The sequence below is a fragment of the Shewanella abyssi genome (genome assembly GCF_023284025.1).
In the GTDB taxonomy this organism is placed as follows: Bacteria; Pseudomonadota; Gammaproteobacteria; order Enterobacterales; family Shewanellaceae; genus Shewanella; species Shewanella abyssi.
In genome coordinates, this window is record NZ_JAKIKR010000019.1 from 65,600 (window position 1) to 79,482 (window position 13,883).

General features: G+C 45.0%; 10 protein-coding genes. 7 read left to right on the forward strand and 3 right to left on the reverse strand.

Annotation, left to right across the window (positions count from 1 at the left end):
* The first annotated feature begins 119 nt into the window (after window positions 1-119).
* Together L2755_RS10445 and L2755_RS10450 are read left to right on the forward strand one after the other, a co-directional pair.
* Window positions 120-1,334, forward strand: coding sequence for a 4Fe-4S binding protein (locus tag L2755_RS10445; protein ID WP_248980634.1), 1,215 nt, complete (start codon window positions 120-122; stop codon window positions 1,332-1,334).
* 742 nt (window positions 1,335-2,076) lie between these two features.
* Complete coding sequence (locus tag L2755_RS10450; protein ID WP_248980635.1) at window positions 2,077-3,270, forward strand: DUF418 domain-containing protein; 1,194 nt, start codon at window positions 2,077-2,079, stop codon at window positions 3,268-3,270.
* Window positions 3,271-3,311: 41 nt separating this feature from the next.
* Here L2755_RS10450 and L2755_RS10455 read toward each other — a convergent pair whose 3' ends face one another.
* Both L2755_RS10455 and typA read right to left on the reverse strand, forming a co-directional pair.
* Entirely contained in the window at window positions 3,312-3,569 is a 258-nt protein-coding gene (locus tag L2755_RS10455) for a hypothetical protein (RefSeq protein WP_248980636.1), read from the reverse strand.
* A gap of 294 nt (window positions 3,570-3,863) precedes the next feature.
* Window positions 3,864-5,675 carry a translational GTPase TypA gene (typA, locus tag L2755_RS10460; RefSeq protein ID WP_248980637.1) on the reverse strand — a complete coding sequence of 604 codons (1,812 nt, stop codon included), beginning with the start codon at window positions 5,673-5,675 and terminating at the stop codon, window positions 3,864-3,866.
* A gap of 740 nt (window positions 5,676-6,415) precedes the next feature.
* Here typA and glnA point away from each other — a divergent pair.
* The 5 genes from glnA to L2755_RS10485 all read left to right on the forward strand — a co-directional run bounded on the left by glnA (window position 6,416) and on the right by L2755_RS10485 (window position 12,578).
* The gene (gene glnA, locus L2755_RS10465) at window positions 6,416-7,825 is read left to right on the forward strand and encodes a glutamate--ammonia ligase (protein ID WP_248980638.1); all 1,410 of its coding nucleotides are present in this window, start codon (window positions 6,416-6,418) and stop codon (window positions 7,823-7,825) included.
* 197 nt (window positions 7,826-8,022) lie between these two features.
* On the forward strand, window positions 8,023-10,203 hold the full coding sequence (locus L2755_RS10470) for a carbohydrate-binding family V/XII (protein ID WP_248980639.1): 2,181 nt from the start codon (window positions 8,023-8,025) through the stop codon (window positions 10,201-10,203).
* Between the two features lie 154 nt (window positions 10,204-10,357).
* Window positions 10,358-11,572 (forward strand): dicarboxylate/amino acid:cation symporter, encoded by a 1,215-nt coding sequence (locus L2755_RS10475; RefSeq protein WP_248980640.1) that lies wholly within the window; start codon window positions 10,358-10,360, stop codon window positions 11,570-11,572.
* Window positions 11,573-11,794: 222 nt separating this feature from the next.
* Entirely contained in the window at window positions 11,795-12,223 is a 429-nt protein-coding gene (locus L2755_RS10480; protein ID WP_248980641.1) for a hypothetical protein, read from the forward strand.
* Between the two features lie 40 nt (window positions 12,224-12,263).
* Window positions 12,264-12,578 (forward strand): helix-turn-helix transcriptional regulator, encoded by a 315-nt coding sequence (locus L2755_RS10485; RefSeq protein ID WP_248980642.1) that lies wholly within the window; start codon window positions 12,264-12,266, stop codon window positions 12,576-12,578.
* 71 nt (window positions 12,579-12,649) lie between these two features.
* Here L2755_RS10485 and L2755_RS10490 read toward each other — a convergent pair whose 3' ends face one another.
* Complete coding sequence (locus tag L2755_RS10490; protein WP_248980643.1) at window positions 12,650-13,669, reverse strand: WD40/YVTN/BNR-like repeat-containing protein; 1,020 nt, start codon at window positions 13,667-13,669, stop codon at window positions 12,650-12,652.
* Window positions 13,670-13,883 lie beyond the last annotated feature (214 nt).

The following is a 13,883-nucleotide window of genomic DNA, read 5'->3' on the forward strand; positions in this document are numbered from 1 at the left end:
TGAATTTTTATAGTTTAATCCTAAGTTTACGATCTTCCCCACAAGCTGCGTGTACCGATAGAACTTCTTCAATTAAAAAGTTTCACAATAGTATCAATCATTATTTAACTGACACTGCTATGAGCTTTATCGAATCATTAACCCTTACCTTGGCACTGACTTACAGTGTTAGCTTGCTTTATTGGAGTGGCAAAAAATGGGGGGCAGCGGCAAGCGGAGTATTGGTTTCCACCGCGGTAATATCTAGCCTATATTGGCCCCTAATCGCCGCGCTTGCCATTGCCGTTGTCGTCATTGGCTTCGTTAACAAGTTTCAGCCTCAAGTCGCTCAGGGCGATATGAGGAGCAATAATCTGCGTGATGGGGTTCAACATCTACTGGCGCTATCGATGTTACTGGTTGGAATACAGTTTGCGGTGAATAGTGCGCTGCTCAAAGCTGGGATTACGCCATGGTTAATGCGTCCTGATGTCGGCGATGCTTTTCTGCCTATTGCGGGCGGTATCGAACTCAAAGCCATTATCAGCCTCGGTATTTGGGATCAAACTCACCCAGCAGCCGCGGTCATGCTCACAGTCGTGCTATTAACAGGCTTGCTCTGTAAACGTGCCTTTTGTGGCTGGGCTTGCCCGTTAGGGATCGCCGGTGAGTATCTGTATAAACTCAGAAAACGCTTTATAAAAGCTGAATATCTACCACCCGCTTGGCTAGATTGGCCCCTTAGAATGGTGAAGTACCTTCTTTTATTAGCGCTGCTTTATATCATTGTGGGCATGCCTGCACAGACAATACCTAATTACCTCAGTGGCAATTATCACAAGATAGCCGATCTGAAAATGGCGCTGTTTTTTATCACTCCCGGATTAGTGACACTGCTTTGCTTCGGCTTTATCCTCAGTCTGTCAGCCTGGCGTCGACAAGGATTTTGTCGCTACATCTGCCCATATGGTGCTTTACTTGGCCTCGTCAGCTTTTTAAGCCCGTTTAAAATTCGCCGCAGCACACAACATTGCTTAATTGAAAGCAAAGGCATGGACTGTGATAAATGCAGCCGAGCCTGCCCTGCCAATATTTCAGTACATACGCAGAAGGACATCCGCTCAGATGAGTGCCAAGCCTGCATGCGCTGCGTCTCCGCCTGCCCTAAAAAAGAGGCTCTGCATTTTAGTACTCGCAACGGTATTAAGTTATCTGCACGCGGCCTAACGATTGGCTTAATGGTGCTATTGTTCTTAATTCCGCTTATTGCTTATCTAAGTGGATTTTGGGTCAGCCAAACCCCGACAGAAACGCGGATGTATTTGATCCAACATTTAAACTCGATAGGACATTAGGGAAGGTTTGAGTATTAGAGCGGTAAAATCTTAGACGAACGGCCTACGGCCTTACGGTAAAAACTAGAAAAGAGAACAGCGACGGCATAAATGCCGACCTACTTTAAAAGAAGGTTCTAGGTTCTAGGTTCTAGGTTCTAGGTTCTAGGTTCTAGGTTCTAGGTTCTAGGTTCTAGGTTCTAGGTTCTAGCAAAGTATAAAATCAACATCAAAAGCCAAAGGGTGTTTTCTGTTGATTTTCTAGCAGGACCTAGTCCGTCCTAGCAGTGAGCTGGCGAACGTCCTAGTACCTAGGACCTTCTTAGCTTTCAGATAGGTGCTAGGCTCATTGACAATGAATAGCCCATTTTTAAAACTAAACTTTTGTTAATGGAGAAAGTTGGAACCATCTAAAACTTTCGTACTCTGATTATATGAGGCCAATGTTTACCGACTCATTTTTACAGTTTCATCCTCTCCTAACCAGAGTATTGAAGTTGCTAGGCTAAATATTTGTTTTGTTCATCATCCTAACTGCGCATTCCTAATTAGGTTTGCCACCAAAATTCAGTTTCAACGCTAGCGCACTGTAAATTGAACATATTCTTCAGCAATCCATATGGATTGCTTTTTTTTGCCTGAATAACCAACACCGTAATATCTGCATGAAAAGTATTGCAGTTAATAGCAACTAGATTCCAGCAAACACTCGGTACTGATATTGTGTGTTCACTTTTAAAGCAATATGGATGCACAACAACAGATGGAACCGTTAACAAACTCAGTAAGCAATAACCCAAACCCCAATACCTTCACGCGTAACGCCAATATCGACGCCATTCGTGGCCTAGCGTTATTGGGCATTTTATTTATGAACATCTACTTCTTTGGTAATAGCTTTTTAGGCTATGCCAACCATGAAATGATTCCACTTCATGACACCCTAACTTTACTGTTTAGCAACGTTTTTCTGGAAGGTCGCTTCATTAGTCTATTCTCGATGCTATTTGGTGTGGGCTTAGCTATCCAATACGATAGGTTCGCGAACCGGTCTGATAACCCTTACAAGTCGGTTAAGTCGAGGTTGAAGTGGCTGTTATTGTTCGGTGCGATCCATGCTATTTTTATTTGGTATGGAGACATATTGTTTACCTATGCCCTCGGCGGCTTTGTCGCCCTTTGCTATCTAAAACTCGATAATGCCAAGCTAATAAAAAAATCTCTGTGGTTTATCATTGTGCCACTGCTTATTTTTGCCGTTATTAGCCTTTTTGTACCAGAAGAGCCCGTTATTCGCGGCTCGCCACAATTTAAAGAGGAGCTGCTCATATGGACCGGTGCTTATAGCGAGCAGGTAATGATGCAGCTTATAATATTTACAGCCATGGTATTTACTGCAGTGCTGGTCACAATGTGGATGTCGGCCGGCTTAATGATGTTGGGTGTAGCACTTTATCGCAAGGGGACGTTCGAGAATGGGTTTAGCAACAAAGCGTTACTTCAATTTGCCTTTGCAACTTTACTATTATCGACCGTCGATAGTTTACTGACTCTTGCTGATAAGCCTATGTTAACCAGTTTATCAGCCACAGTCGTCATCTTTAGCGCGATCCCTATGGCACTTATCTATATCCACCTGCTGGTGAAAATATGTCAAAACCGTGCAACGGTACTAGCACCATTGCAAAAAGTAGGACGCCTGACATTCAGCTTATACATATTGCAATCGGTTTGCGGGGTACTGCTGTTTCGTTATATTGCACCAACGCTAACAATGACATTAGATCGACCCGACTATATGTTGATTGCGATTGGCTTCTCTATATTCCAAGTCATTCTCGCCAGCGTTTACCTTAGGTATTTCAACCAAGGACCATTGGAGACCTTGTGGCGTTGGTTAGCCAAGCCTAAGGCGTCAAAGCTAGAATCCAACACGATTGATGAGGCGGCAGCATAGTCGCAGCTTAATTATTGATATTTGAGTTAATGGTGACCTAATCACAGCATGAAGCGACATTGCCAATAAATGATGACTACATGGTCTATTTTGTTCCATACATTCGCCACCTCCCAGTGGATCGTGGTGGGAATGCCATATCGAGGCGGCGCTAACATTTGACCTAATCGAGGGGACAATGAGCAGGGAAACAGGGCGGTGACCTTCGGCAGCAGGGATGCTGCCGCAGAGGCTATAGGGACATATTCACGCCGTGTCACTGCTGTGCTTTCACCTACTCCGCCACTAAACGCAGACATTTATGGCCAGACATAAACCCCCTCCTAGTACATCCTGTACTTCGGGGATAAATACATCCATGTACAAATACCTGCACTACCCATCCATGGGTGCTGGCATAAATGTTCTGACCTCCAGGGAAGGAGGAAATGCCAATAAATGAATGGAACATTTATGGCCAGACATAAACCCCCTCCTAGTACATCCTGTACTTCGGGGATAAATACATCCATGTACAAAAAAGCCCCGAACATTTTCATGTTCAAGGCTTCTTAATACTTAACCCTATTCAGGGTTGAAGCTAAACGAAACGATTACTTGCGGTTATGACGCTTACGCTCGTTTTCGCTCAAGTAACGCTTACGAACACGAATGTTCAGCGGTGTTACTTCAACTAGCTCATCATCATCGATAAACTCAAGCGCTTGCTCGAGTGTCATGTTGATAGGCGGAGTCAGTACTTGCGCTTCATCGGTACCCGATGCACGCATGTTAGTCAGCTGCTTACCTTTCAAACAGTTAACCGTTAAGTCATTGGCGCGAGCATGAAGACCGACTACCTGGCCTTCATAAACTTCTGCGGCGTGACCGATAAATAGACGACCACGTGCTTGAAGGTTAAACAGGGCGAAAGTCAGTGCTTTACCGGTAGCGTTAGAGATCAATACGCCACGAGCACGTTGACCAATTTCACCGCCTTTCACTGGACCGTAATGGTCGAATGAATGGTAGATAAGGCCAGAACCAGAAGTTGCTGTCATGAAATCAGTTTGGAAACCGATTAAGCCACGGCTTGGGATAACGAAGTCGATACGTACACGACCCTTACCATCGAGCTGCATGTCTTTCATGTCAGCTTTACGGATACCAAGTTTCTCGATAACAGAACCTTGATGCTGCTCTTCAATGTCAACAGTCAAGTTTTCGAATGGCTCACACATCTCGCCATCGATCTCTTTAATGATAACTTCTGGGCGAGAAACGGCTAACTCGTAACCTTCACGACGCATGTTTTCAATCAAGATTGACAGGTGAAGCTCACCACGACCAGAAACACGGAAACGATCCGGGCTTTCAGTCTCTTCCACACGTAGTGCTACGTTGTGTACTAGTTCCTGCTGCAGACGCTCAAGGATGTTACGTGAAGTCACGTACTTACCTTCTTTACCGGCGAACGGAGAGGTGTTGACCTGGAAGGTCATTGTCAGAGTAGGTTCATCGACAGACAGTGGTTCCAATGCCTCTACGTTAGTAGTAGCACAGACAGTATCTGAGATAAGTAGTTGACCCAGACCGGTAATAGCCACGATGTCACCGGCATTACCGACTTCAACTTCGTTACGATCAAGACCCATGTAACCTAATACCTGGCCAACTTTACCGTTACGCTTCTTACCATCGGCACTGATTATAGTGACCTGCTGGTTAGTCTTGATACTACCGCGCTTGATGCGACCGATACCGATAACGCCCACGTATGAGTTGTAATCGATTTGCGAGATCTGCATCTGTAAATCACCTTCTGCATCAGCATCTGGTGAAGCAACTTTCTCGACGATAGTCTCGAACAATGGCGTCATGTCGCCTTCAGTGATGTCAGGGTCCAGACCGGCAAAACCATTCAATGCAGAAGCATAAATGATTGGAAAGTCTAACTGCTCATCGGTAGCGCCTAAGTTGTCGAACAGGTCGAAGACTTGATCGATAACCCAATCAGGACGCGCGCCTGGACGGTCAATCTTGTTGATAACAACGATTGGCTTAAGACCTAGGGCGAAAGCTTTCTTAGTCACAAAGCGAGTCTGTGGCATTGGACCATCAACGGCATCAACCAGTAGCAATACTGAGTCAACCATAGATAGAACACGCTCTACCTCACCACCGAAATCGGCGTGACCAGGAGTATCAACGATGTTGATACGGTAATCGTTCCACTTGATGGCAGTGTTCTTGGCCAGAATCGTGATACCACGTTCTTTTTCAAGATCATTTGAATCCATCACCCGCTCAGTGGCTTCTCCTCGAGTCTCAAGGGTTCCTGACTGCGCCAGCAGCTTATCAACCAAGGTAGTCTTACCATGGTCAACGTGTGCAATAATGGCGATGTTACGTAAATTCTCTAACACGGCTAAACCTCTTACCATCGGTATAAATATAATATATAGGGGGGTACTGACAACGACTAAACCAAACGAGTATAGTTGTTGCTATAAAAAGCGTGACATTCTACTCTAGGTAGCGACTATCTCACAGGATTATTTTTAACCAATCGTTAAAAATAACATTTGCGCGTTGCTTTTTCTCGCCATAACGCCCGCTTTATATACACTTTTTATATTTCCCTTTAATGACATTATTTATATTACTCATCTTTTAAATACCGTTCACAGCCGTTTAGCGCCCTTTTAAGTTGTGAATATTGTAAAACATCCTGTTTTATAGCCTCTTTAATGGTGTTTGTGGCTTAGCCTGTTTTATACACATAAACGTGCAAGCAAAATATACTGTCTTTTATCTGAATAACACTTATCTACATTTGGTTGATTTTTCTTTGACTTATCCCCTATAAAAATACCTAGGCCTTAGTTATTCTGTTATCTCAATTTTATCAATAAACAACGACTAGCTCATATTAAGACAAAGCCGCTGCACAATAATGGCGCGCGCACCACTTTGATCCATTGATCGCACCATTATGGTGCGCGATAATGAATCTAGTGTTTCTGTTTTAATTGATAACAGATAAAGATCATGACGTTACATGATTGGCACGACTCTCGCTTTACAAAAAGCAGAATCGCACATTGCGTTAAACATTAAGATAAGAACAAAGGGATAACCCTTTACCCTACTCGGAGACTTTAGAATGTCAGCAGAATCAGTTTTACAACAACTAAAAGAATTAGAAGTTAAGTTTGTTGATTTGCGTTTTACCGATACGATAGGTAAAGAACAGCACGTTTCAATTCCTAGCCACCAAGTTGATGAAGACTTTTTCGAAGACGGTAAAATGTTCGACGGTTCTTCAATTTCTGGCTGGAAAGGCATTAACGAATCAGACATGGTATTGATGCCTGATCCTGCAAGTTTCGTCCTTGACCCGTTCACAGCAGAAACCACAGCAAACATTCGTTGTGACATTCTAAACCCAGGCACCATGACAGGTTACAACCGTGACCCACGCTCAATCGCTAAGAAAGCAGAAGACTACTTACGTTCAACGGGTATCGCAGATACAGTATTGATTGGTCCTGAGCCAGAGTTCTTCCTATTTGACGATGTTAAGTTCAGCTCTGGCATGCAAGGTTGTTTCTACAAGATTGATGCAGAAGAAGCGGCCTGGAACTCAGGGACTAGCTACGAAGATGGCAACAAAGGCCACCGTCCTGGCGTTAAAGGCGGCTACTTCCCTGTAGCACCGGTTGATTCATCACAAGATATTCGTAGTGCTATGTGTCTAGTACTGGAAGAGATGGGGCAAGTCGTTGAGGCCCATCACCATGAAGTCGCTACCGCTGGTCAGAACGAAATCGCCACACGCTTTAATACACTTACGCTTAAAGCGGATGAAGTTCAGGTGCTTAAATATGTTGTTCACAACGTTGCGCACGCATACGGAAAGACAGCGACCTTTATGCCAAAACCAATTGTTGGCGACAACGGTAGCGGTATGCACGTGCACCAATCTCTAGCAAAAGATGGTGTTAACATATTTGCCGGTGACAAGTACGGCGGATTGAGCGAAATAGCATTGTTCTACATCGGCGGTATTATCAAGCACGCTCGTGCTATTAACGCATTTGCTAATCCAGGGACTAACTCATATAAGCGTCTCATCCCACACTTTGAAGCGCCAGTGATGCTTGCTTACTCAGCAGCAAACCGTTCAGCGTCAATTCGCATCCCTGTAGTACCAAGTGCTAAAGGCCGTCGTATCGAACTGCGTTTCGGAGACCCATTGGCTAACCCATACTTAGCATTCTCTGCAATGTTGATGGCTGGTCTTGACGGTATTCAAAACAAAATTCACCCAGGTGAAGCAATGGATAAGGATCTTTATGATCTACCACCGGAAGAAGCTGCAGAAATCCCTACAGTAGCAACGTCACTCGAAAATGCACTTGAGTGTCTAGATGCCGACCGTGAGTTCCTGACTCGTGGCGAAGTATTCAGCAACGACTTTATTGATTCATATATCAAGCTTAAGTCTGCTGACGTTGAACGTGTTAACCAAACGACTCACCCTGTTGAGTTCGAGCTTTACTACAGCTTGTAAACGTAAAAAATTGAGTTAATGGCGCCATTAAAGCGCCTTTTAGAAAGCCCTAAGCGGAAACGTTTAGGGCTTTTTTGTGCTTATAAATCAATAATATTTCTATTGGTTAAGGCGATTTTGATGATGAACGGCTATAGTTATTCTCTATAGAGATCCATAATGAGTTAGCGAGTTTACCGAAGATAGAAGGAACTACTATGCCTGCCAAAATCTACGTCTATTGCCGCTCAATATTCGCTGTAATGATGGTTCTGTTACTTGGTCAAGCCCATGCTAATGCGATTGAATGGCCACAAGAGGTGACTGAAAAAGAGGGCACCATAGTGGTTTACCAACCACAGCCTGAATCACTCAGCGGCAATATTCTGCAAGGGCGTGCGGCCATGTCTCTCGAACTCATCGATAGAGATGATCCCATTTTTGGTGCCTTCTGGTTTAGCGCCCGCATCGATACCAATGCAGACAGTGCCACCGTTAGAGACGTAAAAGTCACCCAAGTTCGCTGGCCAGAGTCGACTGCAGCCGATGAGCAACGCTTTACTGAAGTGGTAGAAAAAGCCCTTGGCAGCAGTAGTTTTAATATCTCGATGGAGCGCCTTTCTGCCAGTCTCGCCAATGCTAAACAGGAAAAGCAAAGTTTAGAAAACATCAACAACGATGCACCCAATATTATTTTCCGCCAGCAACTCAGCGTACTGCTGTCTTTCGACGGTACGCCGCAATTTAGAGAGATAGAGAACAGCCCTTATGAACGTGCTTTAAACACCCCATTTGCCGTTGCACGTAACAAACAGACTAAGAAGTTATACCTCAGTAGCGGCACGTTCTGGTACACCGCCGACAACCCAATGGGTCCTTGGCAAGTGACCCAGTATCCGCCTGAAGATTTAGTTAACATGATCCCCAAGTCTGATGACGCGACGCCAACCAAAAGTAGCGCGGCACCGGCAGTGATTGCGGTAAACACTGCGACAGAGTTAGTAGCAACAGATGGTAAGCCTAGGTGGAAAAGCCTGACAGAGGGCAAACTGCTTTACGTTAGCAATACCGAGACAGCATGGATTAGAGAAGTTGCTTCTGCTGATATGTATTTGCTGCTGTCTGGGCGCTGGTTTCAAGCCAAGAAAGAAGCTGGCCCCTGGGCCTTTGTGCGCGCCGATAAGCTGCCGGCGAGTTTCAATGACATTCCGCCTGGATCCGATATTGGTGGTCTACGCGTTTCGGTTGCTGGTACCACAGAAGCGGACCAAGCGATGCTTGATGCGCAAATACCCCAAACTGCCGCTATTAAGCGCAGTGAAGCAAAGCTCACCGTGGCATACGATGGTGAGCCCAAGTTTGATGCCATACCCGGAACAAAAGTCGCTTATGGGATCAACACCGCAACACAGGTGTTGAAAATAAACGGTCAATACTATGCAGTTGATAACGCGGTTTGGTTTGTCGCTTCAGCGGCTAAAGGGCCATGGAAAGTTGCAGATAACGTTCCGACAGACGAAATCGCTAAAATCCCCCCGAGTTCACCGGTATATAACACCACCTATGTAGAGATTTACGACTCCACCCCAGAGGTTGTCTATGTGGGTTATACACCGGGATATATGTGGTCTTACCCATACTATGGTGTGCCTGTATATGGCACGGGATGGTACTACCCACCTTACTGGGGTCGTTACTATTACCCTAGGCCACCCACTTGGGGCTTACATGTTGGTTATAACCCTTGGACCGGCTGGAATGTAGGCGTCAGCTGGAGCAATGGCTTCTTTCGGGTGGGTGTTGGCTGGAATGCGGGCTGGGGGAATCACCATTATCCCGGCCGATGCTGTGGCGGCTATTACGGCGGAGGCTACCGTCGCCCAGTTGTGATCAATACTGGCGATATCAATATCGGTAACAGTGTCAGTATTGGTAATCGCACTAATATTTCCAACAGGGTTGCCAAAAACAACAACATTTCTGGCAAAAATGTTGGGGGAAATAACCTCTACAACCGTCCTAAAAATCGTATCCGTAATGCCGACCCAAAGAAGGTAAACGACAATCTTAGACAAGCGACTCACAACAAGAGCCGCACTAACAACGTCTTTGCCGATAAAAATGGCAACATTGCGCGAGATAACAATGGTGAGTGGCAAAGCCGCAGTAAAGGCAGCTGGACGCCGGCACCGGCAACCAAACAGAGAGTTGAAACTGGACTCAATAATCGCGATACCAGTAAGCCCATCACTATGCCATCAAGGCCTAGTACTGATATAAATCGATCCAACAATATCAATCGACAAATGAATAATCGCAATTTTGACCGTGAAGGACTAAATCGTTCCCGAAATGCAAGACAACACGGCATGGCGCGCGAAGGTCGAAGAGGCCGCTAGTTCGCGACAATAGAGCATATTAAAGGCCTGTTAACTTCAGGTCTTTTCATTTTCGATTGTTAGGTTGACACCCCCAACATGGCTAGATAGTTTAACGGGTAAGACGCATCATAAGTCAGTGTTTTGACATCAAATAATAAGTGGATCTTCATCTATGTGGCAAAAACTTGAGCCCTATCGTTCTTCGATTATTTTGCTGTCAGCGCTGCTGATAGGGGGCGCTATCGGTATCGTGCTGCCTGACTTTGCCCTTAAGCTAAAACCTATAGGGCAAATATTTCTTAATTTACTGTTCATGATTATTGTGCCGCTCGTCGCTATCAGTGTGACCTCTTCCATCGCTCGCATGACTGATCTAAAGAAACTAGGTGTTATTCTCATCACCCTCTTTCTAGTATCCATTGTGATGGCGATAATCCCCGCGGTATCGATTGTTGGCTTGGCGTTGGCCTTTGACCCGGCCCAAGGTGTTGTACTCGATCTACATCAGCAGGTGGAAGCGGGGGTTGGCAACATGGATTTTGTGGGGCTGCTCACCACCAATGATTTTGTCGGGCTGCTGTCTAAATCTAATATTCTGGCACTGATCATCATGTCGGTCATTGCTGGTATCGCCATTGGACAATCAGGAAAAGATGGCGAAAAAGTCTCTGCCATGCTCGATAGCCTCAATACCGTTATCATGAAGATTGTATCAATATTGATGGTAGCGGCGCCCATCGGACTAGGCGCCTATTTTGCATCAACCATGGCGAGCCAAGACACCGAACTGCTCAGCACGTTTGCTCGCGCGATTGGACTGTTCTTTATTGCGGCGCTTATCTACTTCACGATTGGTTCGACAATTTACGCATGGCTAGGCGGCGGTACCAAAGGCGTGACTCAATTTTGGAAACATGCCGTTGCGCCGTCTGTGACCGCGTTAGGCACCAGCTCGTCTCTTGCCACGCTACCGGTGAATATCCGCGCCGCAAATAAGATGGGGATCAAAGAGGAAATAGCAGATATCTGCCTGCCCTTGTTGGTCAATCTCAATAAGGGTGGCGCTTCGATGACCACCGCACTAAAGATTGTGTTTATCTATTCGATATTGGGCTTAGATTTTACTGCGGATGTGTTTGCACTCACCGTACTTATTTCAGTGTTGTCAGCCTTTATTATTAGTGGTGTGCCTGGCGGTGCCTTTTTAGGCGAGATATTTATTGTCACCACTCTGGGGCTACCGATAGAGGTTATTCCTATTTTGGTCATTATTGGCGCGGTAACCGATGCCCCCGCCACACTGATCAATGTGATCCACGACCTCAATGCGACGCAGATCATTGAGCGAATTAATGGTAAACGCTATAAAAGTGAAATTGCCGATTAGCCGCGGAACAAAACGAAAGCACAGTTCTCCCTCACTATCTATTTTCAGACAGTAGTTAGTGAGACTGTTTAAAAGGCATTATTTCAATGCCTTAGCAATATGACAGTAACAATGTCATACGCCGATCGTATGACTGTCATATCGATGACGCCGTCTAAAGTTCAATTCTATGCTCAACTTGCTGCAGTCAAATTCAACTACCGACATAGCAAGGAGCACAATATGGAAAGCTTGATAACACCACATAAACTGGATATCGCAATGGACAAGGTCTCAATTACAAACGGATATTGGTATTATTTTAATGATGAAAAGGTTCGAATTACTGCCCATGGTTCCGGGTTTTCAGGTCTAGAGACCATTTACATCAATGATGAGGTTGTTGCTGAAAAGCGCAACCTTGGGATGAAGAGTTCTCATGAATTTTGTTACTCTGGAAATGATTATGAAGTGACATTTCAAGTCAGTAACCTGCTTACTGCAGCGGTAGTCTGCACACTTTATAAAAATGGCGATCATGTCGCGACAGAAACCAAAGCCTACCTAAAGATGAGCACCAAAGCTGCGCTAAAAAGAGTGTTTATGTTCTTCTTAGCAGGCATTTTATTTGGCGGCATTTCAGCTTGGCTTACATTCCAGTTTATGGGTTAAACTGATGCATATTAAAATCTTTAGATATGCGGAGTAGAACATGGATATTAGTGCTACAACCGTAAAAGATCTGCGGCTATCAAGAGGCTGGACACAACAGCACTTAGCCGATGCCTGTGATATCAGTTTGCGCACAGTGCAACGAATAGAAAAAGATGGCAGCGCATCAAATGAGACTTTATTAGGCTTGTGCGCGGTGTTTGAGATTGAGCAAAAAACACTCGTTGTTATCCCAACCCCTAGCCATCAGCAGATGCAACAAGTGTCTTTGCGGGCTCAGACGCTAACGCTCGCTTTCGCAACCGTGTGTGGTGGCTGCATAGGGGCGCTAATTATGTTTTTAGTGCTTAGCTGACAAATAATAAAGCCCAAGTCACTCACTTGGGCTTTATTATTGTGTATTGGAATAGAGTCAACGCGATAAAATCAGTCTGCCTGTGGCACAACATAAACCGCTACGCGGCCATTATGCCCAGCCGCAACCACCGTATCATCATCAATCGCCAAGGTATAATAACCTTGTATCTGACCTTTAACTGATAGTGGCTGCCAACTAAAACCATGGTCATAGGAAATATCCATAGCTAATTTCCCACTCGCAATACATGTTGCTAGATGGCAGACCATTGCCGTCCTTAGCCCGGCAGTCGACTTACGCGTTTTATGCCAGACTTTACCTTTTAGATACACCATATTGGCGTCGTGCTTATCACGCTGCTGGTAATCACCGCCGACAACGAACACATCATTCAAACTATTCATCGCAAGTCCGTAACCCCCTGCCGTTTGGGTATCGTCATAGAGCGGAATGTGCGTTCTTTGCCAGTACTCGCCAAAATCCTGCGAAGTATAAATGGAGCTACTATGGCCGCCGGTGGTGAACCAGGCTTGACCCGCTTCACCGACCATAAGGGTGTTACCGCTAGCGGCAAATGCGACTTCACGATCCAGTAATTCAGGTAACTTTCCTCGGGCAATGCGCTGCCAACTTTTACCGCCATCTCGAGTACGTAAGATAACAAAGCAACCATCAACGGGATCCCCTAGTAGCAAGCCATTGTTTCGGTCCCAAAAAGCAATTGAATCAAAAAAGCCCGTTTCGTGCTTATTCTCGAGTAACAGCTTCCAAGAAGCCCCCTGATCTTCGGTAAGATAGAGTTTAGATAACGCTCCCCCACCAGCACCCATCACGATTGCGGTGTTAGCATCGAAAACTTCAATATCGCGAAAATCGGTTAAAGGTTGATCCTTAATAGAGACATCGAGCCAAGTTTTACCTGAATCCTTTGACAGGAAGACACTATTGTTGGAGCCACTTACCCACATAATACCGTCAGCCGCAGCGCTGCCTCGAAAAGATAAATTCGCATCAATCTGCTGTGTTTGCCATTCATCCGCAACAGCAGTAACACTGCACAGGGCCAATAACAGTATGAATATTTTCATTAAACTCACCTTGTAAAACGGAAGTTATTTAACTATCAATTAATAATGCTTAATAGGCAACCTCGAATAAATATTTAGCTTTCTCCGCGCGGTAAAAACAACCCGATTAACCACACGCTACATTAGCAATTATTTAAATAAGATTTTATTAAACAACGCTTTATATTACATGTATGCCAAAAACAATTGGACAACAATTAACCAAGGTGATAAA